The 23,233-nt window shown below is 67.5% G+C and carries 19 protein-coding genes; 5 read left to right on the forward strand and 14 right to left on the reverse strand.

Annotated features, from left to right (window positions below):
- Positions 1–128: 128 nt before the first annotated feature.
- Genes paaK through ABFP37_RS12775 form a run of 4 tightly spaced genes read right to left on the reverse strand, consistent with a single transcriptional unit; the run spans position 129 to position 3,729 of the window.
- Entirely contained in the window at positions 129–1,496 is a 1,368-nt protein-coding gene (gene paaK, locus ABFP37_RS12760; protein WP_078027556.1) for a phenylacetate--CoA ligase PaaK, read from the reverse strand.
- A 9-nt stretch (positions 1,497–1,505) separates the two neighbouring features.
- Positions 1,506–1,994: a hotdog fold thioesterase gene (locus ABFP37_RS12765; protein ID WP_347033787.1), complete on the reverse strand. Its 489-nt coding sequence runs from the start codon at positions 1,992–1,994 to the stop codon at positions 1,506–1,508.
- Positions 1,995–2,054: 60 nt separating this feature from the next.
- Positions 2,055–3,041 (reverse strand): CPBP family intramembrane glutamic endopeptidase, encoded by a 987-nt coding sequence (locus tag ABFP37_RS12770; protein WP_347033788.1) that lies wholly within the window; start codon positions 3,039–3,041, stop codon positions 2,055–2,057.
- A complete protein-coding gene (locus ABFP37_RS12775; RefSeq protein ID WP_347033789.1) occupies positions 3,019–3,729 on the reverse strand; it encodes a hypothetical protein in 711 nt (236 codons plus the stop codon). Before ABFP37_RS12775 ends, ABFP37_RS12770 begins: the two co-directional genes overlap by 23 nt.
- Positions 3,730–3,978: 249 nt before the next feature.
- Between ABFP37_RS12775 and pta the strand changes: the two genes are divergently transcribed.
- The 3 genes from pta (at position 3,979) to ABFP37_RS12790 (ending at position 7,982) form a co-directional block, all read left to right on the forward strand.
- A complete protein-coding gene (gene pta / locus ABFP37_RS12780) occupies positions 3,979–6,144 on the forward strand; it encodes a phosphate acetyltransferase (protein ID WP_347033790.1) in 2,166 nt (721 codons plus the stop codon).
- Between the two features lie 8 nt (positions 6,145–6,152).
- Entirely contained in the window at positions 6,153–7,307 is a 1,155-nt protein-coding gene (locus ABFP37_RS12785; protein ID WP_347033791.1) for an acetate kinase, read from the forward strand.
- Positions 7,308–7,421: 114 nt separating this feature from the next.
- On the forward strand, positions 7,422–7,982 hold the full coding sequence (locus tag ABFP37_RS12790; RefSeq protein WP_078027550.1) for a GNAT family protein: 561 nt from the start codon (positions 7,422–7,424) through the stop codon (positions 7,980–7,982).
- A 15-nt stretch (positions 7,983–7,997) separates the two neighbouring features.
- On the opposite strand, the gene ABFP37_RS12795 is transcribed toward ABFP37_RS12790, so the two are convergent.
- Genes ABFP37_RS12795 through ABFP37_RS12805 form a run of 3 tightly spaced genes read right to left on the reverse strand, consistent with a single transcriptional unit; the run spans position 7,998 to position 11,013 of the window.
- Complete coding sequence (locus ABFP37_RS12795; RefSeq protein ID WP_347033792.1) at positions 7,998–9,533, reverse strand: EAL domain-containing protein; 1,536 nt, start codon at positions 9,531–9,533, stop codon at positions 7,998–8,000.
- Complete coding sequence (locus ABFP37_RS12800) at positions 9,523–9,957, reverse strand: hypothetical protein (protein WP_139362725.1); 435 nt, start codon at positions 9,955–9,957, stop codon at positions 9,523–9,525. The genes ABFP37_RS12795 and ABFP37_RS12800 overlap by 11 nt, the downstream gene beginning before the upstream one ends.
- Entirely contained in the window at positions 9,958–11,013 is a 1,056-nt protein-coding gene (locus tag ABFP37_RS12805) for a hypothetical protein (RefSeq protein ID WP_347033793.1), read from the reverse strand. It abuts the gene before it with no gap.
- Between the two features lie 200 nt (positions 11,014–11,213).
- Here ABFP37_RS12805 and ABFP37_RS12810 point away from each other — a divergent pair, with 200 nt between their 5' ends.
- Complete coding sequence (locus tag ABFP37_RS12810) at positions 11,214–11,366, forward strand: hypothetical protein (protein ID WP_185982182.1); 153 nt, start codon at positions 11,214–11,216, stop codon at positions 11,364–11,366.
- Between the two features lie 120 nt (positions 11,367–11,486).
- Here ABFP37_RS12810 and ABFP37_RS12815 read toward each other — a convergent pair whose 3' ends face one another.
- A complete protein-coding gene (locus ABFP37_RS12815) occupies positions 11,487–13,124 on the reverse strand; it encodes an ATP-binding protein (RefSeq protein ID WP_347033794.1) in 1,638 nt (545 codons plus the stop codon).
- A gap of 100 nt (positions 13,125–13,224) precedes the next feature.
- Between ABFP37_RS12815 and ABFP37_RS12820 the strand changes: the two genes are divergently transcribed.
- Complete coding sequence (locus ABFP37_RS12820; RefSeq protein ID WP_347033795.1) at positions 13,225–13,638, forward strand: hypothetical protein; 414 nt, start codon at positions 13,225–13,227, stop codon at positions 13,636–13,638.
- A 26-nt stretch (positions 13,639–13,664) separates the two neighbouring features.
- Here ABFP37_RS12820 and ABFP37_RS12825 read toward each other — a convergent pair whose 3' ends face one another.
- The 6 genes from ABFP37_RS12825 to ctaD all read right to left on the reverse strand — a co-directional run bounded on the left by ABFP37_RS12825 (position 13,665) and on the right by ctaD (position 23,228).
- Positions 13,665–14,471, reverse strand: coding sequence for a class I SAM-dependent methyltransferase (locus ABFP37_RS12825; protein ID WP_347033796.1), 807 nt, complete (start codon positions 14,469–14,471; stop codon positions 13,665–13,667).
- 218 nt (positions 14,472–14,689) lie between these two features.
- Positions 14,690–17,257, reverse strand: a complete 2,568-nt coding sequence (locus tag ABFP37_RS12830; RefSeq protein ID WP_347033797.1) for a hypothetical protein — start codon at positions 17,255–17,257, stop codon at positions 14,690–14,692.
- 6 nt (positions 17,258–17,263) lie between these two features.
- Complete coding sequence (locus ABFP37_RS12835) at positions 17,264–17,983, reverse strand: hypothetical protein (RefSeq protein ID WP_347033798.1); 720 nt, start codon at positions 17,981–17,983, stop codon at positions 17,264–17,266.
- A 184-nt stretch (positions 17,984–18,167) separates the two neighbouring features.
- Positions 18,168–20,393 (reverse strand): S9 family peptidase, encoded by a 2,226-nt coding sequence (locus ABFP37_RS12840; protein ID WP_347033799.1) that lies wholly within the window; start codon positions 20,391–20,393, stop codon positions 18,168–18,170.
- 609 nt (positions 20,394–21,002) lie between these two features.
- Positions 21,003–21,203, reverse strand: a complete 201-nt coding sequence (locus tag ABFP37_RS12845; RefSeq protein WP_347033800.1) for a hypothetical protein — start codon at positions 21,201–21,203, stop codon at positions 21,003–21,005.
- Between the two features lie 324 nt (positions 21,204–21,527).
- Positions 21,528–23,228: a cytochrome c oxidase subunit I gene (ctaD, locus tag ABFP37_RS12850; RefSeq protein WP_347033801.1), complete on the reverse strand. Its 1,701-nt coding sequence runs from the start codon at positions 23,226–23,228 to the stop codon at positions 21,528–21,530.
- Between the last annotated feature and the right edge of the window lie 5 nt (positions 23,229–23,233).

Below are 23,233 nucleotides of genomic sequence, written 5' to 3' on the forward strand. Positions count from 1 at the left end.
GGCTATTTTCTCATGAACGTTCGGTCAACGCGCGCAGGCACGTTCTGCCAGCCTGCGCGGGGACGTCCGGCGCGGACACGTCCGTGGCCGGCCGGGGCCAGCCACGGACGGCCGCGCGCGGCACGGACTTAGGCCTTCGGCCGCAGGTCGTAAATGCGGCGCAGCTTGCCGTTGGAACGCTCAAGCGAGCCCGGATCCACCACGTCCACCGTGCACGAAGAACCCACGTGGATCTTGATCTGCTCGCGCAGGGCGCGCGCCGCCGTCGAACTTGCCTCGGCGGTGACGTTGTCGCGGCGCTCGATCTTCACCGTCAGCTGGTCCATCCGCTGGCCTTCGGGGCGCGTGAGTTCGAGCTGGAAGTGTGGGCTGAGCTCGGGGATGCGCAGGGCGATTTCCTCGATCTGCGACGGGAACAGGTTCACGCCGCGGAGGATGATCATGTCGTCGCTGCGGCCGGTGATGCGGCCCATCCGGCGGTGGGCCGGACGCGCCGTGCCGGGGAGCAGGCGGGTGAGGTCCTTGGTGCGATACCGGATGATCGGCAGGGCTTCCTTGGTGAGCGAGGTGAACACGAGTTCGCCGTGCTCGCCGTCGCCCAGGACGTTCTCCTTGCCGGGAGCTGGGTTGAACGGATCGATGATTTCCGGCCGGAAGTGGTCCTCCCAGATGTGGCTGCCGTCCTGCGTCTCCACGCATTCGCCGGCCACGCCCGGGCCCATCACCTCGGACAGGCCGTAGATGTCGCAGGCCTTGATGTTCATGGTGACTTCAAGCTCGTGCCGCATTTCCTGGGTCCACGGTTCGGCGCCGAGCACGGCGTACTTCAGCGACGTGGACGTGGGGTCGATGCCCATGTGCGCCATGGCGTCGGCGATGGTGAGCAGGTAGGTGGGTGTGGCCAGGATGACGTCCGGCTCGAAGTCCTGGATGAGCTGGATCTGGCGTTCGGTCTGCCCGCCGGACATCGGAATGACAGTGCAGCCCAGGGCTTCGGCGCCGGCATGCGCGCCGAGTCCGCCGGTGAAGAGGCCGTAGCCGTAGGCGTTGTGGACCTTCATGCCGGGCCGGACACCCGAGGCGCGGAGGCAGCGGGCCACGAGTTTGGCCCAGTCCGCCAGGTCCTTCGTGGTGTAGCCGACGACGGTGGGCCGGCCCGTGGTGCCCGAGCTGGCGTGCACGCGGGCTATTTCGCTCTGCGGCACGGCGAACATTCCGAACGGGTACTCCTGGCGGAGATCGTCCTTGGTGGTGAAGGGGAAGTTGCCGAGGTCGGACAGTTCGCGGAGGTCCGTGGGGTGGATGCCGGCGTCGTCGAACTTGCGCTTGTACAGCGGCACGCGGTCGTAGGCGTAGGCCACGGTGTGCTGCAAGCGGCTGAGCTGGAGCGCTTCGATCTCGTCCCGGGACATGGTCTCTTCGGGGTCCAGCACGGCGTCGGTGGCGTGCGCGGCCGTGGCGGAAGCGGCGTTGGGTTCAGTGGCGTGGAGGGTCATGATGGGTTCCTACTTCTTGGGGATGGTGCGGCTGCGCCCGCGGAACTCGGCTATGAGCTCGCCCGGCAGTTGGGTGCCGGGGTCGGCGGCGAAGATTTGGATGTCGTACAGGCCGCTGCGGCCAGCGCTCGAGCGGCGGTCGGCGACGGCGGTAATCACCTGGCCCTGGAAGGCCGGCTTGAGGAAATTGATGTCGACGCCGGAGGCAACAGTGATGCTGTCCGTGCCGGTGCCGGTGCCGGTGCCGGTGCCGGTGCCGCTGCCGTTGCTGCCGGTGCCGGTGCCGGTGGTGCCTGGGCCCGGGGTGGCCGGGTTGCAGGCGAGGGCGAAGGCGGAGTCAGCGAAGGCGAAGATCATTCCGCCGTGGGCCATGCCGAAGCCGTTGAGCATCTCCTGCCGCAGGGTCATGCGGATGGTCGCGTGGCCGTCGCCGAGGGCAAGGACCTCGATCCCCATCCACTCCGAGGCATAGTCGTTCTCGAGGATGGGATGGGTCATACCGGGAATTGTCGTTTCAGCCACGCGTCATTGCCTCCAGCTTTATTTACCGAATGTTCATTAGGTAATCCCATCGGGGGCCTTCGTGTCAAGGGTGCGTGCCAGTCTGAAGGGTCCCGCGTAGGCAATGGCCACGAGCGCGGCCAGTACGTGGAGCAGGGCCAGGGTCCACCACAGCGTGAGGTAATGCGGGCCGGCCAGCGCCGGGAAAAGAAGGGCTCCGGAGGTGTTGAACGAGGCATGGAACAGCATGCAAAGTGGCACGCTTCCGGCCCCGGGCCAGGGATGCTCCCCGGTGACGGGATCCAGGGCGCTTCGCGTGGAACTCGTGCTGTTGTAGATCCAGGCCAGCAGCACGGATTGGGCGATCACCATGAGCAGGAACGGAACCGGCGGCCGCTGTCCGGTGGGGTCCGACACGAGCTCCGGCAGGTGCCACAGCGCCCACACGACGCCGAGGAGAAGGGAGGCGGCGAGCGCGGTGTGGTTCTGCTGGAGCAGGGGCAGGGCGTAGCCGCGCCAGCCGAGCTCCTCGAACAGGCCCACGATCACCAGGGTCGAGGCGAACGTGCCGATCAGCATGAACCAGCCTGGGTTCGGGCCCAGTCCCGGTGCGGGGGCGCCGCCGGCAACCGTGAGGGCGGCCGAAGCCAGGACCATCAGGCACGGCAACGCGAGTGTCACCACATACCAGCGGACAGGGACGCGCCAGCGGGAGAGCTGCCGCACCAGCCGGAGCAGGCCCTCCTTGCCGCCGGACAGGGATGCCACCACGAGCGCCGCCAGCGCGGGCCCGAAGGGGACCATGGGCGAGCTGTCCGGATTGAGCAGTGTCAGCGGCCACACCCACCACGAAATGGCAAAGGCCAGCCCGAAGAACAGCGAGAGCTTCTGCCGGGCCGTCCACGCGCGCGGGTTGCGCCACCTCCGCCAGAGCGACCAGTCAGGCGGGGCCCGCCGGGCGCGGCGCGCGGCGCGGCTGGGCCGCTGAGGTGGCTGGCGCGGCGGCACGCGGCCGTGGCCGTCAGCCGGCAGGTGGTGAGCCATGGCCGGTCTCCTCCGCAGGGCTCGTCCCGGCCGCCTCCGCGGGGTGCTGATGTGTTCGTTCGCGCAGGTCGGGGAGGGGTTGCTGGCCGGCGCGGCGGGGACTCCGGAGGATGCGCGCCGCCGCGACGCCGCCGAGCAGCACGATCACCGCGGCAATCTGCTGCCGGCCGCCGTCGAACACGTCCAGCTTTGCCTCCGCGGAGGCGTTGAAGGACCCGTGCAACAGCCCCACGATCAGCAGGCTGTGGCCCGTCCCCAGGTACGCCAGGCCCATGAGGGCGCCCGTGACCACGGTGTTCAGCAGATAACTGCCCAGCAGCGGAGCCCAGCCCTCGGCAGGCGGGTGGAAGGTTACGGTGGCCGCGGCAATAACCATGTTGAGTGCGGGAACGGCCAGCAGCGCCGCCACATACCAGCCCGGTGCCACTCGCCAGCGGAACGCCCGGCGAAAGAGCTCACGCACGGCGGGCCGTCCGCTCGCGGAGCCGGTGACAAGGACGGCCGTTCCCAGCAGGATCAGCAATTCGGCAAGGATCCCGGGCAGAATGTTCCCGATCAGCAGGATGGAACCTATCTGGGCGGCCCAGGAGAGCGTGATGGCAATGGCCACGAAGGCGGCCACGGGATGCCGTTTGATGAGGGACGCGGACGTGGCAGGCGAAGTTGCAGGGGACTCGGGAGAGTTCATCAGCAGTGCCGTCGGTCGGAATCGCCGGTTAGGGATGGGTCTCGAGGCGCTGGCCCGCCACGTGCCCGTGGAGCGCTGAGCCGCTGACGTGGGAATCAACACCATTGTCTGCTCCCGAAAGTCGGCGAACAAGTGAAAGTATGGAGAAGCGCGGCTCCGGTGCTTGGGCGGAACCGCCGAGGGGTATGTCTCTAAGGGACACATCGCCGCTGCACGCTCCGCGCAGGACTTCCAACCAGAGGACTGATCATGGCCAAAGGTATATATGTCAGTGCGACCACGCCGGGTTCGGGCAAGTCGCTCATAGCGCTGGGCCTCGCGGACACGCTCCACCGGCACGCGGACCGCATCGGCTTCTTCAAACCCGTAGTCCACGGGGACGACGCCGGGGCGGACCCCATGGTGGCGCTGATGAAATCCCGCTTCGACCTCGAGGACCAGCGCTGTCGCGGCGGCCTGACCTTCACGGAGGTCCGCGGCCTGCTCGCAGAGGGCAAGCGCGAGGACATCGACGCCCGCTGCGTGGAGATCTTCGCCGAGATGGGCCGGCACTGCGATGTGATCATCGTGGAAGGGACGGACCTTACGGGTCAGGAGGCCGCCGTCGAATTCGACCTCAACGCCCGCCTCGCCAACAACCTGGCCGCCCCCGTGGTGGCGGTGGTGGGCGCGAAGGGGCGCAGCGTCGCGGAGACGGCCGCCGCCGTCGACGTCGCACGGAAGGAGCTGGCGGCGGAGAAGTGCACGCTGCTGGCCATCATGGTGAACCGCGCCGATCCGCAGGACGCGGACGCGATCGCTGCAGCCGTGAAGCCCGGTGCCTCCGGCCGTCCGGTGTACATCTTCCCGGAGCTCGACGACATTGCCCGGCCCACCACGGGCGAGGTGGCCGCCGCCCTGGGCATCCGCCAGATTGCCGGCCGCGCGGACATGGAGCGCGACGTCCGGGACGTCAAAGTGGCAGCCATGAATGTGGGCAACTTCCTGAACGTGCTCGACGACGGCGCGCTGGTGATCGTGCCGGGGGACCGGGCGGACGTGATGGTGGCGTGCCTGGCGTCGTCGTTCTCCCCGGAGTTCCCCGTGCCGTCAGCGCTGATCCTCACCGGCGGCCTGGCCCCGGATGCCAACATCTACCCGCTGCTGGCATCCGCCCCGTTCCCGGTCTTCGACACGACCGACGACACCTACACCACGGCCCGCCGGGTTGCCGAGGTCCGCAGCGAGATTTGGAGCGGGCACCGCCGCAAGGTGGCCTCCGCGCTTGGCTTGTGGTCGCGGCGGGTGGACGAGGCTGAGATCCTGGAACGCCTGCACCTGCCCCGGGCCGAGCGCATGACCCCGCTGCGGTTCCTGCACGACCTCATCGAGCGGGCCCGGTCCCAGCGCCGCCACATCGTGCTTCCGGAGGGCACGGACGTCCGGATCCTTCGCGCCGCCGAGATCCTGTACCGCCGCGACGTCTGCGACCTCACGCTGCTGGGCCGCGAAACCGACGTCAGGGAGCTCGCCGCCAGCCGGGGCATCGACCTGTCCGGCATCAACATCGTGGATCCTGCCACCTCGGATCTGCGCCAAGGTTTCGCGGAGAAGTACGCGGAGCTGCGGGCGCACAAGGGAGTGGACCTGGCCCGGGCCCTGGAAGTCATGCTGGACGGCAGCTACTTCGGCACCATGATGGTCCAGCTTGGTGTGGTGGACGGCATGGTGTCCGGCGCCGCGCACACCACGGCCCACACCATCCGCCCGGCGCTGGAGTTCGTGAAGACCCGCGAGGGCGTGAAGATCGTATCGTCGGTGTTCTTCATGCTCATGCCGGACCGTGTGCTGGTCTACGGCGACTGCGCCGTGAACCCCGACCCCAACGAGGAACAGCTGGCGGACATCGCGCTCGCCTCGGCGGAAACCGCGGCCCAGTTCGGCGTGGAGTCCCGGGTGGCCATGCTGTCCTACTCCAGCGGCGGTTCCGGCTCGGGCGAGGCCGTGGAGAAGGTGCGGTTGGCCACGCAGCTGGTGAAGAACCGCCGGCCGGGGCTGCCCGTAGAGGGTCCCATCCAGTACGACGCCGCCGTGGACGCCTCCATCGCCGCGTCCAAGATGCCCGGCTCGTCCGTGGCCGGCCAGGCTACCGTGTTCATCTTCCCGGACCTGAACACCGGCAACAACACGTACAAGGCGGTGCAGCAGACCTCCGGGGCGGTGGCCGTCGGACCCATCCTGCAGGGGCTCCGCAAGCCGGTCAACGACCTGTCCCGCGGCTGCACGGTGGAGGACATCGTGAACACGGTGGCCATCACCGCCGTGCAGGCCCAGTCCGCGCAGCCGCCCTCCCCGGAACAGCAGACCGCCCCGCAGCAGGCCGCCGCGCCGGAACCCGCAGCAACAACCGTCCCGTCCGCAGAAGCCAAGGCTTAGGAGGCCCCATGCTCGTGCTCGTCATCAACTCCGGCTCGTCCTCGCTCAAGTACCAGGTGCGTGACGTCGCGGCCGGCAGCATCCTCACCGACGGGCTGATCGAGAGGATCGGCATGTCCAACGGCGGCCAGGGCGACGGCGAGGTGGTGGGCCCGGCGGACCATGCCGAAGCCCTCGAGCAGGTGGATGCCGCGATCCACGAGGTGCTGGGTGACCGGGAGCTGGATGCCGTGGGGCACCGCGTGGTCCACGGCGGCGAGCGGTTCGGCGAGCCCGTGCTGATCAACAACGAGATCACCCGCGCCATCGAGCGGCTCAATCCGCTGGCTCCGCTCCACAACCCCGCCAACGTGCTGGGCATCCGGGCCATCGCCAAGAAATGGCCGGACATGCCGCAGGTCGCCGTGTTCGACACCGCCTTCCACCGCACGCTGCCCGAGCACGCTTGGCGCTATGCCGTGCCGGATGAGCTCTACACCAACCACGGGATTCGCCGCTACGGCTTCCACGGCACCTCGCACGAATACGTCACGCACCGGGCCGCGGCGCTGCTGGATCTTCCTGCGGACGAGTTCGACGGCGTGATCGCCCATCTGGGGAACGGCGCCTCGGTCACGGCGATCCGGGGCGGCAAGTCCGTGGACACCTCCATGGGCTTTACGCCGCTGGAGGGCCTGGTCATGGGCACCCGCTCCGGCGATCTTGATCCGTCCATCCTCGTGTTCCTGGCCCGCGTCGGGTGGAACGCGGAGGACCTGGACACCATGCTGAACCGCGAATCCGGGCTCAAGGGCCTGGCCGGCAACAACGACATGCGCTCGGTGGTGGAGGCTTCCGAAGCCGGCGACGCCCGGGCGGCCACCGCGCTCGCCGTCGCGTCCTACCGGCTGGCCAAGTACATCGGCGGCTACCATGTGGCGGTGGGCGGAGCGAAGGCCCTGGTGTTCACGGCGGGGATCGGCGAGAACTCCCACCAGTTCCGTGCGCTGGTGGGGGAGCGGCTGCGTGCCCTGGGCATCGAGCTCGACGCCGGCCTGAATGCTGAGCGGTCCAAGGAACCCCGGGTGATTTCCTCCGCGTCGTCCGCCATCCCGGTGCTCGTGGTCCCCACGGACGAGGAACGTGCCATCGCAGAGGCGACGGCCGCCGTCGTCGGAGGTTAGCCTGTCCCAAACGCGTTCGGAACGGCACCGAATCGCCAAAAACGGCCGCCTGAAGGGCACGCCGGGCGGCCGTTTTTGGTGATCGGCGGACGGCCGGCGGCGTACCCTCGAACCATGCCCGACATCGCCCTGCCCATCCACACCGAGCGCCTGCGGCTGCGCCGGTTCGAGGCCTCGGACCTGGACGCGTTCCATGCCTACCAGTCGCTTCCGGAAACGGCGCGCTTCCTGCTGAGGGAGGCCAAGACCTACACGCAGTCCATGGAAACCGTGGGCAGGTACGCCAATTTCGCCTTCGAGAAGGAGGGCGACTGGATCTGCCTGGCCGTTGAAGCCACGGACAATCCCGGGCTGCTCGGCGAGGTGGTGCTCAAGTGGCTGCCGGGCGACGGGCAGGCCGAGATCGGCTGGATCATGGCGCCCGAGGCGCGCGGCAAGGGGTACGCCACCGAGGCTGCGCGGGCGTTGCTGGACCTCGGCTTCGGTCAACTGGGCTTCCACCGGATCGATGCCAAGCTGGATTCGCTCAACACCGGATCGGCCAGGATCTGCGAGCGGGTGGGCATGCGGCTGGAGGCCACGCTCGTGGAGAACTGGCGCTACAAGGGGGCGTGGTCCACGGAGCTGATCTACGCTTTGCTCGCCGAGGAGTGGCGGGCTGGCTTGGTTACCTGACGGGGCCGGCGCGGATCAGCCGGGCCAGACGTCCTGCCGGATCAGGCGCGCCGTGAATTCGGCTTCGGGCAGGGGCCGGCTGAAGTAATAGCCCTGCCCGCTGACACAGCCTGTGCTTCGGAGGTGTTCGGCCTGTTCCGCGGTCTCCACGCCTTCCCACACGGCCTCAAGCGAGCAGGCCCGGATGAGCTGGTGGATGGCCGCAATCAGGGCCGGCTGGGCGGGGTCGCTGCCCAGTGCAGTGAGCAGGGTGCGGTCCACCTTGACCCGGTCCACCGGGAGTCGCCTCAGGTAGCTGATGGAGGAATACCCGGTGCCGAAGTCGTCAATCTCCAGGCCCACCCCGAGCTTCCGCAGGCTCGCCAGTGTGTACCGGTCAAGCTCGTTGCCTTGGATGATGGCGCTCTCGGTCAGCTCCAGGACCAGCAGCGCGGGTTCCAGGTCCGCGGAGCTGAGGGCGTCGCGGACGTCCTCGATGAACTCGAGGCGCTGCAGGTCCGCGGCGGAGATATTGATCCGCATGGTGAAGTCGTGCTTCTTGGTCTCCGGGTCCGTCCGCCAACGCCGGAGCTGCTCCACGGAGGCCTTGAGGACCCACTTGCCCAGCTCGGAAATGAGGCCGGTTTCCTCGGCGATGGGGATGAATTCGTCCGGCATGATCAGCCCGCGGGTGGGATGCTGCCAGCGCACCAGGGCCTCGACGCCCTCGATCCTGCCGGTGGCCAGCTCAATGATCGGCTGGTAGAACAGCACCAGCTGTGATCCGGAAATGGCCTCGCGGAGTTCTCCCACCAGCTGGTTGCGGAGCTGCCGGGCGTGCAGCATGGCCGCTTCGAACACCCGCAGCTTGTTGCGGCCGTCAGCCTTGGAGGCGTACATGGCGATGTCGGCCTCCATGAGCAGTTCCTCGGAGGTCTCGCCGGGGTCCGCAATGCGCAGCCCCAGGCTGGCTCCGCAGCGGATGGTCTTGCCGTCCACATCGAGGGTTCCGTTGAGGGCATCCAGTATCCGGTTCCCCACCGCCGCGGCCTTGGCCGGCTTGGTGGCGGGGAGCAGGATGGCGAATTCGTCGCCGCCCAGCCGGGCCACCATGTCGGTGTCGCGCACGCAGGACTGGATCCGCCTTCCCACCGCGGCCAGCACCTGGTCGCCCATGGAATGGCCCAAGGAATCGTTGATGCTCTTGAAGGCGTCAAGGTCCAGCAGCAGCAGCGCCGGCGGCAGCCCGCCGTCGGCCGCTTCCGCCTGGGCGGCCTTCAGGGCGCTGACCAGCGCGGAACGGTTGAAAAGGCCCGTCAGGGTATCGGTGAGGGCCATTTGTTGCAGCTCCAGGTGCGCCGCGTTGAGCATTTGGGTGCGGGATTCAACCCGGTCCTCCAGTTCCTGGTAGATGATCTGGAGGTCTTCGGCGAGCAGGTTGGTGCCCATGATGACGGCGTCCAGCTCATCCCGGGCGTCGGAAATTTCGATGCGCGAATGGAGCTCCCCGGAGGCGAGCCGGACAATGCCGTCGAGTAGCCGCCCCAGCCGCGGATCGCCGTCAGTGAACATTGTCCAGGCGTCTCAACCAGTCAAGCGCTTCGGCGTCCGACGTGAAGTACTGCGCCGGGACCAGGCTGAACTCCCCGCCCAGGAGGAAATGCGCGAGCAGCCTGTCCACGGGGCTTTGGCCAACAAACGCCCAGGCGGACACCGAGGGAATGGCCGCGTAGGCGGCCCGCGCGGTGCGGCTCACGGACGCCACGCCGGTCAGTTCAAGTACGACGGCGACCCGGCGGCCTCCGGCCAGCTCACCGAGCTGCTCGCTCAACTGGGCGGCGCCGGTTGCGTCCAGGTCCGCGCCGCGTGGCAGCACGGCTTTCACGGCCAGGTCTGGCAGCACCGTAAGAGTCACGGCAGGTGCGGGCAGTCCTCCACCGGCCGGCGGCAGGGGCAGGTCCGGCGCAGGGCCTGGAGCCACTGTTGTCTCTGACACTTACCCCCCTTGGAGAAACTGCTGGTGGTTCTCGGCCGAGGCCAAGAACGTCCGCACCGTTGCGCTCCGCTCCGGCGCAGCCGCCGTATCGAACAGCGTAGCCGCCTCTTCCAATATCTGCATGGAATTGGTGCTGGACCCTTGTGCCATGAGGGCCTTGCCAAGGATGAAGGAGGCCTCGGCGGCGGTCTGCGTTGCGAGGACGGAGAACTTGCTGCGGAGCGGTTCCAGCAGGTTGATCGCCGAATCCATGTCGCCGGTGAGGTAGTACCAGTGGGCGCGGACCAGGGACATTTCCAGCATGTCGCGTTCGCTGCCGCCCACAACTTCCGTGGCCAGCTCGGCCCGCTCGATGCAGCGGAGGGTCGCGGCGTTGCCGAGCTGGGCGTGCAGGCGCATTTCCGCGGAGCCCCGGTTGAAGCGTGCCCAAAGGTCCACATCCTTGGACGGTGACAGCTGGCCTGCCGCGAGGTCGTGGTAGTGGCTGCCCTCGTTGACCCGGTCGCTCAGGAACGCAACGTTGCCCATCACCCAGTAGGCCTTGCCGGCGGTGTCCTCGTCCACATGGTCAGTGAGTAGTGATTCGAGGTCCAGGCACTCCCGCCATGCTTCCTCAAGCCTGCCGCTTTCAGCGAGGGCCGCGATGAGGGCCTGCTGGGCCTGGAGGTGCAGGTAGACGTTTTCGAAGTCGCCGGCCACGAGGCGGGCTGCGGCGGCCGCCGCCTGCACGGCCTCAGGCAGCCTTCCCACACCCTGCAGGGAAACCGCCAGCAGGATCTGGGCACGGGCTCCAAGGTCCGGCGCGGAGCCAGCCACCTCATGCTCGGTGAGTTGGCGGGCCAGATCGACGCATTCCTGAACGGATCCCTGGTCACGGAGGCATTCTGCCTGGAGCAGCACCATCTTCCACCAGCTCAGGTCATCGCCGACCTCCCTGGCCATGTCGGCGGCTTCCCCGGCCTGGGTAAAACCGGCACTGTAGTCCCGCCGCTTCCAGCTTTCGCGGGCAGCCAATTCTGCAATCACGAAGGGTGACAAGTCGCGCGGCATAGACATGCTCACAATTATCCATGCCGGGGCGCAGAACGCCGACGTTCCCCCGCGGAATGGCGCTTGTTACAGCCGATATCGCCCCTGCCGTGGGCCCCGGTGAAATTCTTCGGAAATGACAGCAATTGACTTGACTAAAACTTGAGATTAAGAACGTATACTGTCGCCGTAATGAGTAATTCACATCACAACGAAAGGAACAGCGGATGAAGAAAGTAGCCGCAACACTCCTCATGACCGGCATCCTGGCTGTTGCCGGATTCGCTGCTCCTGCGAACGCCGCTAAGGACAAGGACGTCACCTCGTCCTCCTCGACAGAAACGGTCAGCTACTCGCAGATCGGCTGGTGGCCTCACTAAAGTTCGTGGTCTCAAACGCGACAATTTGGACTGCCCTGGACCCATCGGTCCGGGGCAGTTTCCATATGTCGGCTCTTGGCGGGTGGTTGCTGTAGGCGCCGCTGAGTCCACGCTGCTGCGCTACGGTCCGGTCAGCGGCAGGTGGACGGAAACGGTGGTCCCCGAGCCCAGGGTGGAGGTCAGGTCCAGCGAGCCGCCGTGGCGTTGCACGATGTCGTGGGCGATCGCCAGCCCCAGCCCGCTGCCCGGCACGGCCGCCGAGGAGGCGTTGGAGGCCCGGTAGAACCGCGTGAAGACCTGGGAGATTTCCTGTTCGGGAATGCCCACGCCGGTGTCGGCGACGCTGACGACGGCGGACTGGCCCGCGGTCTCGGGCATGAAGCTGATACTGATGCCGCCGCCGTCGGGCGTGAATTTGATGGCGTTCGCCACGATGTTGGTGAAGACCTGCTCGAGCTGGGCTTCGTCGGCCTGGATCTTGACGTCCTCGTGGGAATCGGCGCCGGTGATGGTGACGTTCCGCGATTCGGCCAGCGGGCGCAGGGCCGCCACCACGATCCGCAGCACCTGGCCCAGCTCCACCTGCTTGAGGTTCAGGTTTCCGGAGCCGTCCTGCTGCGACACCGTGAGCATGTCCTCGATGAGGCGCCGGAGCCGGTCCGAGTTCCGCGAGATGACCTCCATCATGGACTCGATGCCCGGAGGCACGGGGCCGCCGGCGCCGTCACGGATCATGTCCAGATAGGCGGTAATGGACGTCAGCGGAGTCCGGAGCTCGTGGTTGACGGTGGCCAGGAAGTCAGTCTTGGCCTTGTCCAGTTCCCGCAGCTGCTGCAGCACCTGCACCTGGGCGCTGATCAGGTGGCCCTGGATGAGGCTGTGGGCGAGGTTTCCCGCCACGTGCTGGATCAGGGCGATCTCGGCCCGGGTCCATTCGCGCGGCGCGTCCAGCTGCGTGATCCAGATGATGCCCAGCGCGGAGTCGCCGTCGCCCACGGGAACCGCGATCGATGACCGGACGGAGGACAGCCCGCACCAGGTCTGCAGGCCGTCGGCCAGCGGAGATCCCTGATCGGTCTGGTGGTCCGAGACGGCCAGGACCTCGGCGTCTGCCCAGAGCGACGTCGCCAGTTCGCGGGCCGCGTCCTCATAGGAACCCAAAGTGTCGGGCAGCGGGGGCAGCCCGGGCTTGCACCACTGGGCGGTGATCCGGGGCACGCGGGTGTCCTGGAACGTGGTGAACCAGACTTGGTCCGTGCCCAGCGACTCCAAGAAGCCCCGGACGAGGTGCCCGGCCATCTGCTGGGGACTGTTGGTGCTGCGGATGGCGGCGGAAACGTTGCGGAGGCTCTCGCGCAGGAACTCCGCCTGGGCGCGGATCCGGCGGCGTTCCCGGGACCGGCCGATCAGTGTTTCGACGCGGTGGGCCAGTTCCTCCCCGTCGGCTCCGCGGGAGACGTAGTCGGCGATGCCCCACGGCTCGAGCCGCGCCAGGTCAAAGTCTCCGGCGAGGTCCACGATGAGGAGCACCGGTGTGCCCTCCCACGTGTACCCGTCGGCCAGTGCCGTATCCAAAAGCACGACGGCGGCGTGGTTGCGTTCCAGCTCGGCGGCGAGGGCTCCGGTGTCGGAAGCGGTGCGCACAGTGTAGCCCGCTCCGGTGAGGACGGAAGCGGTAGCATGCAGCCGTTCCGCCTCGGGTATGGCGACGATTGCGTCGCGCGGCGCGGAAAGATGTTCCGGCGAAGCCTGGACCACTGTGCCCCCTGTTGTGCGCGAGCCCTTGCGGCTACCGTGATTTTCGACTCACATTATCAGCACGTGGACCGCATTGGCCGCGAACGCGGAGGCCTGTAGCTTGATAGTTGTCTCAATAGCCACCGCGGAGGTCTTGATTGTGGATGCCGATGCCAGCGGCCGGAACGCCCTGTTTGAATTGGAGCTGGACCCCGAGGGGCTCCTGCGGCTGACCTGGGCCCGGGGAGCGAGCCTTACAGAGGAGGACGCCGAAGCCGCCATGGAGCGGGTCAATATCCTCTGCGGGGAGAGCCGCCATCCCATGCTCGTGGACATGGCAACCACCGCAGACGTGAGCCGTGCCGCGAGGGCAGTGTTCGGCAGGCCGTGCCAGGCATCGAGGATCGCGCTACTCGGTTCTTCACCCGTGGACCGAGTCATTGCCAACTTTTTCCTGGGCATCAACAAGGTGCCGTGTCCCACGAAATTCTTCACGTCGGAGCGCGAAGCCCTCCTCTGGTTGAGGGACCACTAAGCTCGGGGCGGTTTTTCCTCCACCGGTCAGCGGGCCTGGAGCACTGAGAAGTAGCCCGGGATTTGCTCGGACTGGTTAGGGGATGTCAGCGGGCGGGTTTCGATGACGGCACGCCCGTCCTCCACCACGTCCCAGCGCAGCTCCGGAAACGCCCGCCTGCGCTGAGCCGGCCCGAAGCGGCCGGGCATGGGCAGGCCGCGGATCGCCTTTTCCAGTGGAGCGGGGATGGAATGAAGCGTGGCCCCAAGATGGCTCACGTACTCGACGGCGTTGCCCCGGAAGTCCGTCTCGGCCAGGAACACCCGCCCGCGTTTGCCCACCAGGGGGAGGAGCTGCTCGGCGAGGGCAGCCTGCGCCGGGCGCTTGAGCACATGCAGGACACCACGGATGAAGATGTTCGCTTCTCCGGCCACCCCGGCGGCGGCAAGGGCATCGGCCACCGCGCGCCACGCCCCGGGAGCGGTCATGTCGGCCGCCAGGTATGACACCCGCTCCAGCCCGGCAGATTCGGAGTGCGCGCGGGCAACGGCGTTGGGGGAGACGTCCACGCCCAGTACATGCGGGAAGTGCGCGGCAAGCCGGCGGCTGAACGTGCCGTTGCCGCAGCCGACGTCGACAATCGGCAGGTCCGGGTTCAGCTGCCGCTTCAGCTGTTCCACGTAGCCCAGCATTTCGTGGTCGTCGCCGGTGTCCCACAGCACGTCGCCGCCCGCACCGGTGGCGCGGACGTTGCCCCAGAACTGGTCCCAGGCTTGCCGCGGATCCCTGGGCGCCGCAGAGGACAGCCTCACCAGTTTGGGGATCAGCAGGTATTTCTTCAGCGCCGAGAGCATCGTTCAAATATATGCCGTCATGCGCTGTGCCGGGCCCGATTCCGCGCGGAACACCGGGCTTTGGGTTGTTTTGGGGTCCCTGAGCCGCGGCATTACGCCGGGAGCTCCGCCGGTTCGCCAAAAATGGCCGCCTGGGAGACCCTTCAGGCGGCCATTTTTGGTGAATCGCGGCCGCGATGGGCTCGGCCGGGGCGTGGGTTGGTGGGCTCGTGCGTGGGCTAAGGTGCGGCTGCGGCCTGGCTGGGAGTGGCCGCCTCCGCGCCTGCCGCTGGATCGGACGCCGGATCCGTCGCGGGCGGCGTCGGATCCGTGGTGGCTGACGGGCTAGGAGCCGGCGCAGGAGCCGTGTTCCCGGGGACCGTGCCGGCGGGAGCAGTCGCGCCCGGGCCTGCCGGTACGTTCGACGGTGCAGGAGCCGGCGTCGCGCCCTGCGTCGGAGCGCCGGGTTCCGACCCACCGGAGCCAGGCCCGGGCGTAGACCCGGAGCCAGACCCGGGCGTAGCCGTCGAACCGGGTGTCGGGTCACTGCCGGGCGCGGCGGCCTTGGAAGCGCTGGGGTCGTTCCGGATGAGCTCCATGAGCTGCTCCTTGTAGGCGTTCAGCCGCCCCTGGATTTCGGAGAGGGGAACGTCCTGCAACCCGCGCCCGAACTCCGCAATTTCCTGCCACAGGCTGCTGAGCCGGGCCATCCCGTCCTCGCTGAGGGGTCCGTCCAGGGTCAGCACAAGCTGGCTGGCCAGGGCATAGGTCAGGCACCGCACGCAGTTGTAGTTCGCTGCTGCGGAGAGATTCTCGGGGACCACCACATCCGCCTGGCCCAAGATCAGCACCACCTGGAAACCGACAGCAACCGCCGCGCAGTCCGCGCAGTTCGCGAAGGCGTAGGCCTCGTTGCGCGTATCCACGGGCCCGCCGCCGGCCCACACCAGCGCGAAGGCGACGTCGTAGGTCACCGAGCCGTCGGTAGTGTTCACCGCGAGTGCCTGGTTGCCGTCCTCCTCCGGACCCGCGGGCCGGTCGAAAGGAAAGACCCACGACGGCGGAGGCGCGGCTTCGCGGGTGGTGTCCGCACCCTGATTCGGCTGGTCCCCCCGGGCCGGAGCCGGCGCTGTCCCTCCCCGCGGGACGAGGACCAGGCTGAGCTGCGGCCTGTCCCGGGTGGGCAGCGGCGCGCCGTCCGGCCACAGTGCAACTGTCTGGCCTGCCCGGCCTTCGCGCAGGGCTCCGTCTCCGCCGGACAGGGCGGGATAGATCGCGGAGGTGGCATCGAAGAGCGTGCCACGTTCGTAGGGCTGCACGGGGCGATAGTTGTCCCCCGCGGGCCACCAGGCCCAGGCCAGCCCGGCGGCAACCGCGGCGATGGCGGCCATGGCGGTTCCGCGCTGCAGCCGCTTCCCCTTGGTTTTCGCCCATAGCCACACGCCCAGTTGCCGCGCCAGGCGGAACAGCATGTAGGCAGTGCCCAGGATGGGAAGAGCGACGACGGCGATGGCCAGGACCCGTACCGCTGCGTCCGCGAAGTCTCCATTCGAGAAGCTGCCGGACAGCAGGGCCTGCTGGTGCTGGAGGCTTGCCCAGGCCGTGCCCAGCAGCCGCGGGAGCGAGATCACCATAAGCACCATGCTGATCAGGAGCAGCGGAACGGTCACCAGGACCCAGACGGTGATGACGGCGCGGGCCCAGGGTTTCAGGGCCTGCGCTTCGGGCTCGGGGCTGCGCCACCGCCACGGGAGCAGCCCCAGCAGTGTGGGTCTGATCCGTTGGAACAGGTCCGGCACGCCCGTGGCATCGGCCAGGATGTGGTACCCGTCGAAGCGGACCAGGGGGATGAGCTGGCGGACCATCTGCAGTATCTGCGTGAGCACAACCAGCAGCAGCGCATCGAAGCCGGTGGCCCACCAGATGCCCATGATGGCCACGGCAACGATTGCATTGAAGTACAGGCCGCCGACGTCGGTCCGCAGGCGGCCGCCCCTGCCCAGACGGTAGGAATCGGTGACATCCGTGTAGAACGCCGGCCAGACCAGGTAGAGGCCTGCGCCCATCGCGCCCGGACTCGCTCCTCCCCGGCGCGCGGCCGCGGCATGGCCAAATTCGTGGAAGCCTGCGGACAGGATCGTGACAGCGAAGATCAACAGCAGCAGCCACGGATTGGCGAAGGCAGCGTGCGTGGCCGACGCCAGCCCCTTGACCATCAGGACCCACCAGCAGGAGGCCAGGAACGCAGCGATGACGGCAGCCACGATGAGCGGATGGAAGAGCGCCGCGAACGGGGCCGTCAGCCTGCGCGTGCGCTCCGGATCCGTGACGGTGTAGCGGAATCGCATGCCCAGCAGGGGATCGGATTTCCGTACCTCGGGCTGGGAGCCGTCGGCGAGCTGCAGCAACCCGAGCGGCAAAAGTTGGCTCTCGATGAGCGTCCGGACGTTGTCGCCGCTGACGAGTCGGCCGAAACGCGAGCCGGCCAGGTCCGCGATTTCATCGATGCCCCGTATGCCGTCAACTGCCTCCAGGACGAGGAACAGCAGCCGGGTGAGCTGGATGGTCTGGCCGTCTGCACGGCGCACCAGGGACGGGGGCTCGCGGTAGCCGGAGCCCTTGGCTTCGCCGATCAGCTGGATGCCGTCGGCGCGGGAAGGCACCTCGCGCTGCCCGGTGGCGACGGCGGCCGGGGCGCCTGGCGCTGACGGTCCACCCGGGGCGGAAGCCGCCGTCGGGATGGCTGCAGGCGTGGGGGAAGCCGGCGGGCCGTCCATGCTGGACGGCCCGCCGGGCGCAGTGTTCATTCGGGACTACTGCTGGAGATCGGACTGCTGGTCGGCGGAGGCGGTGGCTTCGCCGTCGATGTTCTGCGTGATGATGGCGTCCTGCTGTGCCACCGCGACCGCGTCGCTGTCGATGGATCCGATGTTGGCGGCTACGGCGGCGTCGATCGGCGCGGCCACGTTGGCGTTGGCCGCCACGGCGCCGTTGATCGGGGCGGCGATGTCGGCGTCGGCGGTGAGGTCGACGTTGACGTTCAGGAGGTCACCGTCGAGGGCTGTGGAGGGGTCCACGGGCAGGGCTCCGACGTCCGGAACAGTGCCGCCCGGAATGGTTCCGCCGGGTACCTGGCCACCGTCCACCGCGCCGCCGTCCGTTGACGCGGGAGTCCCGCCGTCGACAGTTCCGCCGTCCGCCGTGCCGCTGCCCTGGGTGATGGTGCTGTCCTGGGTGGAATCGGCCGTGGCATCGGCGGTGATTCCCTGGTCGATGATGACGCCCTGGTCGGCAAGGGCCTGCGATTCCGAGCCGAAGGAGAGGATGTTGGCGGACGCCGCGGCGTCGATCGGGGCGGCAACGTTGGCATTTGCCGCAACGGCGAGGTCGATGGGCGCGGCGGCGCTGATACCCAGATCGAGGTCTGCGTTGAGGTCAAGTACGGAGGCGACTTCCTTGTCCGGCAGGGCCGTGCCCCCATGCGCCATCAGTTCGTCGTCGGAAAGCGGGGTCAATTCCTGTTCATTGCTCACGCCATGCTCCAGTTCCGGCACCGGATTCCCTGCCCCCAGCGGACAGGTGCACCGAAGATGCCCGTATGCGAGTCAATAGTAAGCATGATTACGATCTGTATGCGCCGTTTGCTCCGCAGATGCCCTTCTGAGCGCTCAAAAGGGCCGCGGAGCAACCGTTTCCATAGGCCAGCGCGGGCGGGCCCTACTTCAACCCGGCACCCGGCAGCAGTTCCGTGGCGCCGAGGGAATCGGCAATGAAGGCGTAGTCCCAGGCCCGTTCGTGCCACTGCACATACCGGCCGGAGGCCCCGCCGTGTCCGCCGTCCATCTCGATCTTCATGACGATCGGCTCGGTTCCCGTGGTCTTGGACCGCAGGACCTGCACCCACTTGGCCGGTTCGACGTATAGGACGCGGGTGTCATTGAAGGACGTCACCGCCGCGATCTTGGGGTAGGCCACCTCGCGGACGTTCTCGTAGGGCGTGTACGACTTCATGTACTGGTAGACCTCGGGGTCGGTGATGGGGTTGCCCCATTCTTCCCACTCCAGTGCGGACAGGGGGAGCTCCGGATCCAGGATGGTGTTCAGGGCGTCCACAAAGGGCACCTGCGCCAGGACGGCCGCGTACTTCTCCGGCGCGAGGTTGGCCACGGCGCCCATGAGCAGGCCGCCCGCGGATCCGCCGATGGCCGCGATCCGGTCCGGGGCCGCCCAGCCCGACGCGGCCAGCCAGTCAGTGGCCGCGATGAAGTCCGTGAAGGTGTTCTTCTTGGTGAGCTTCTTGCCGTCCTCGTACCAGTGCCGGCCCAGTTCGCCGCCGCCGCGGATGTGCGCAATGATGAACACGATCCCGCGGTCCAGCAGCGAGAGCCGGGCAACGCCGAAGCCCGGGTCCATGCTCAGCTCGTACGAGCCGTAACCGTAGACCAGCCCGGCCGCGGTGGAGTCCCGGGGAACGGACTTGTGGCGCAGCACCGAGAGCGGGACCTTGGTGCCGTCCGCGGCCTCGGCCCATTCGCGGGTTGCGACGTAATCGGTGGAGTCGTAGCCGCCCAGGACCGGGCTTTCCTTCCGGAGCAGCAGCTCGCCGGCCGGCTGCTCCGCGGTGGGGAGCACGAAGTCGTAGACGCGGGACGGCGTGAAGTAGGACGTGTAGCCCACCCGGATCACGGGGGCTTCGTAGTCCGATCCGCCCACGCCCGACGTGTACAGTTCCTCGTCGAACGCCGGTTCCACGGGCGGTTCCTGGGCGGGTGTGCCCAGCCCGGCCAGGGACATCACCTGGACCCGCTCGATGGTGTCCTTGCGGATCGAAACCACCAGGTGGGTGGACGTGACGCCGGCACCGTTGACGCGGACGTCATCGGAATGCTCGACGACGGTGGCCCAGTGCTGCTCCGCCAGCGGCTTGGCGAGCTCGGCCGGGTCAAGCAGCGAGACCATCGAGTTCACGGCGTTCCGGTTGTGCGTGATAACGATGCGCTCCTGGCCGTCGAGCAGGAAGGGCTCGGCCTCGTACAGGACCCGTTCGTCGCGGGAGATGACGGTGGTCAGGCTGCCCTCGGGATCGTCGAAGCGCAGCAGCCGCGTTTCGCTGTACTCCGAGCAGCCGATGCCCAGCACGAGGTGACGCCGGTCGGAGGAGAGCTCAAAGCCCAGCCACATGGCGACGTCGTCCTCCTGGTAGATCACCGCATCGTCGGTGACCGGCGTGCCCAGCACGTGCGACTTGACCTGGTACGGCCGCCAGGAGTCATCCACCACGGTGTAGAAGATCCGGGTGCCGTCGGGGGAGAAGGAGACCCCGTAGAAGACGTTCTCAATGACGTCCGGCTGCAGCTCGCCGGTGCGGAGGTCCTTGATGCGCAGGGTGAAGCGTTCGTCCCCGGAGTTGTCCACGGCGTACGCGTACAGGTTCCCGTCCACCGTCACGGCGGTGCCGCCCACCGAGAAGAACGGCATGCCTTCAGCTTCCACGTTGCCGTCCAGCAGGATTTCTTCGCCGGGGATTTCGACGCCGGCCTCCACTGCGGGGGGAGTCCAGTCGGCCACCGGGTTGCCGGTGTCCTGGGCGCGGACGCGGCAGTGAATTCCGTATTCCTTGCCCTCCGCCGAGCGGCTGAAATACCACCAGCCGTCCTTGCGGTGGGGAACGGACAAGTCCGTTTCCTGGGTGCGGCCCTTGATCTCCTGGAAGATGGCTTCGCGCAGGGGTCCCTGGTGCGCGGTGACGGCCTCCTGGTAGGCGTTCTCGGCCTTCAGGTGCGCCACGACCTCCTCGGATTCCTTGTCCCGGAGCCACTCGTAGTTGTCCACGAACGTGTCGCCGTGGTGGGTGCGCTCGGCGGGCACCTTCTTGGCAACGGGCGGGAGGGGGACGGCAGCGGCGGGGGTGGTTGCGGTGTGCTGCAGCGGAGTCTGGGTCATTCCCTCAATATATAGAGCCGCACTGACATTTGGGCGGCCGTTCGCTACCGGGGGAGAGACGCGAATGTGGCCAACCAACGTCCCGCCGGAGCCTGTCCCCGTTCCCGGCCCGGGCGTATCCTGAACTCGCGTCCGCAAACCGGAACCAATCCTGCAGCCGAGGGGGAGCCATGACCATTCCGCCAGTGCACGAACCCGACCCGTTCCCGCCGGAACCTGGCCCCGATCCCATTCCGCCGGATCCTTCGCGACCCGCGCCGCCAAGCCCTTTCCCCGCCCCTGAGCCGCCGGGCCCGCTGCCGGTGCCGGACCCGGGGCCGGCTCCGCTGCGCCCGGACCCGACCCGCAGCTAAGAACCCGTCCACCCGCAGTCCACAACGCGGGGGCACGTACCGCTGGATCCGCAGGATCTAGGCTCATCCGTGCCCCCGCGTTGCCGTGTTTGCGGCAATACCCAAGCCGCGCCGCGGGAAGCCGCAATCAGGAACGTGACGCAATATTCGGTCTTCGTCTGTTATCTGCGTCACATGCGGGTTAGGGTGGTTGTCGGTCGCAGCGTCGCGGCCGTGCATGAGGGGAGTAGTTTTCTTGAACCACAAGCTCAAGGTTTTAGTCCGGGTGGACCTCGATTGCGGCGAAGCTCAGGTCGCCGCCCAGGGACATGTAACCGCCCAAAGCATCCAGGCCCTTTACGTCGTCATGAAGCGCGCCAACCACCTCCGGCAGGGCCTCCAGCTCGTTGTGGACGTCTCCCACGCGCGCGTCGAGCCGTCCGCTCTTGAACAGCTCCGGGAATGCTCCGAAACGCACCACCTGCCGCGGTCCATCGACCCGTCGCAGTCCGAATGCAACGTCCGCGTTCTGGCACCGTCAGACGCCGGTGCTCGAACCATTGCGGGCAGGGTTCCGGCAGCCGCGGCTGCTTGATACGCCGGCTGTCGCTGTTTGCCCGGGCCGCCGTTACTCGGCGGCGGGCAACTCAGCCGGAAAGTCAGCCCTCCAGAACGAAACCTTTTCCAGGACGCAGGCCTTGCAGGAAGTAAGCCCTGGGGCCGTGTCCGGGATATTTATCGTGTGGCATGGTCTGCGCGCGGGAGTCTCAGCGTCGAGGCTTTATCGCGCCGGCCGCCGTCGTCATTTTTCCGGATTCGGGTTCTTCACGTCGCGTGAGCCGATGTCCGCCGCGCCGAGAACCTCGGCGGCCGGGGAGTGCGTCGTCTCGTGTTCGCGCACCCGCAGCTCCGGGTGGTGCAGGTCCAAGGCCGGGCGCTCCGAGCGGATGCGCGGCAGGGACGTGAAGTTGTGGCGTGGCGGCGGGCAGGACGTTGCCCACTCCAGCGACGCACCGAAGCCCCAGGGATCATCCACTTCAACCCGCTCGGCGCGGCGGGAGGTGATGAAGACGTTCCAGAAGAACGGGATCATGGACGCCCCCAGCAGGTACGAGCCGAAGCTGGAGAACTGGTTCATCCACGTGAAGTTGTCCTGCGGCATGTAGTCCGCGTAGCGGCGCGGCATGCCTTCAACGCCGAGCCAGTGCTGGATCAGGAACGTGCCGTGGAAGCCGAGGAACAGCATCCAGAAGTGGATTTTGCCGAGGCGCTCGTTGAGCATCTTGCCCGTCCACTTCGGCCACCAGAAGTAGAAGCCGGCGAACATCGCGAACACCACGGTGCCGAACACCACGTAGTGGAAGTGCGCCACCACGAAGTAGGAATCGGAGACGTGGAAGTCCAGCGGCGGGGAGGACAGGATGATGCCGGTCAGGCCGCCGAAGAGGAACGTGACCAGGAAGCCCAGGCTCCACAGCATGGGGGTCTCGAACGTCAGCGAGCCGCCCCACATGGTGCCGATCCAGTTGAAGAACTTCACGCCCGTGGGCACCGCGATGAGCATGGTCATGAATGCGAAGAACGGCAGCAGCACCGAGCCGGTGACGTACATGTGGTGCGCCCACACGGTCACGGACAGCGCGGCGATGGCGATCGTCGCGTAGACCAGGCCCTTGTACCCGAAGATCGGCTTGCGGCTGAAGACCGGGAAAATTTCCGAGACGATGCCGAAGAACGGCAGCGCGATGATGTAGACCTCGGGGTGGCCGAAGAACCAGAACAGGTGCTGCCAGAGCACGGCCCCGCCGTTCTCCGGATCGTAGATGTGGGCGCCGAAGCGGCGGTCGGCCCCGACGGCGAACAGGGCGGCGGCCAGCGGCGGGAAGGCCATGATGACCAGGACCGCCGTGACCAGCGTGTTCCAGCTGAAGATGGGCACGCGCCACATGGTCATGCCCGGGGCGCGCATGCAGATGATGGTGGTGATGAAGTTGACCGCGCCCAGGATGGTGCCGAAACCGGAGAGCGCCAGCCCAAAGACCCACAGGTCACCGCCCACACCCGGGGTGAAGGTGGTGTTGTGCAGCGGAGCGTAGGCGAACCAGCCGAACGATGCCGCGCCCTGCGGGGTGATGAAGCCGGACATCGCGATGGTCGACCCGAAGAGGAAGAGCCAGAAGGCCAGTGCATTCAGCCGCGGGAAGGCGACGTCGGGGGCACCGATCTGCAGGGGCATGATGACGTTGGCGAACCCGGCGAACAGCGGGGTGGCGAACATGAGTAGCATGACCGTGCCGTGCATGGTGAACAGCTGGTTGTACTGTTCCTTCGTCACCAGGATCTGCATGCCGGGTTCGAACAGTTCGGCGCGGATGAGCAGTGCCATCACGCCGCCGAGGAGGAAGAAGATAAACGAGGCGATCAGGTACATGTACCCGATGGTCTTGTGGTCGGTGGAGGTGATCCACTTGACCACCATGTTGCCTTTTTTGAGGGGCACCACGCGGG

Origin of the sequence: Burkholderia sp. RS01, from assembly GCF_039748055.1 — a bacterium.
Lineage (GTDB): Bacteria > Actinomycetota > Actinomycetes > Actinomycetales > Micrococcaceae > Arthrobacter.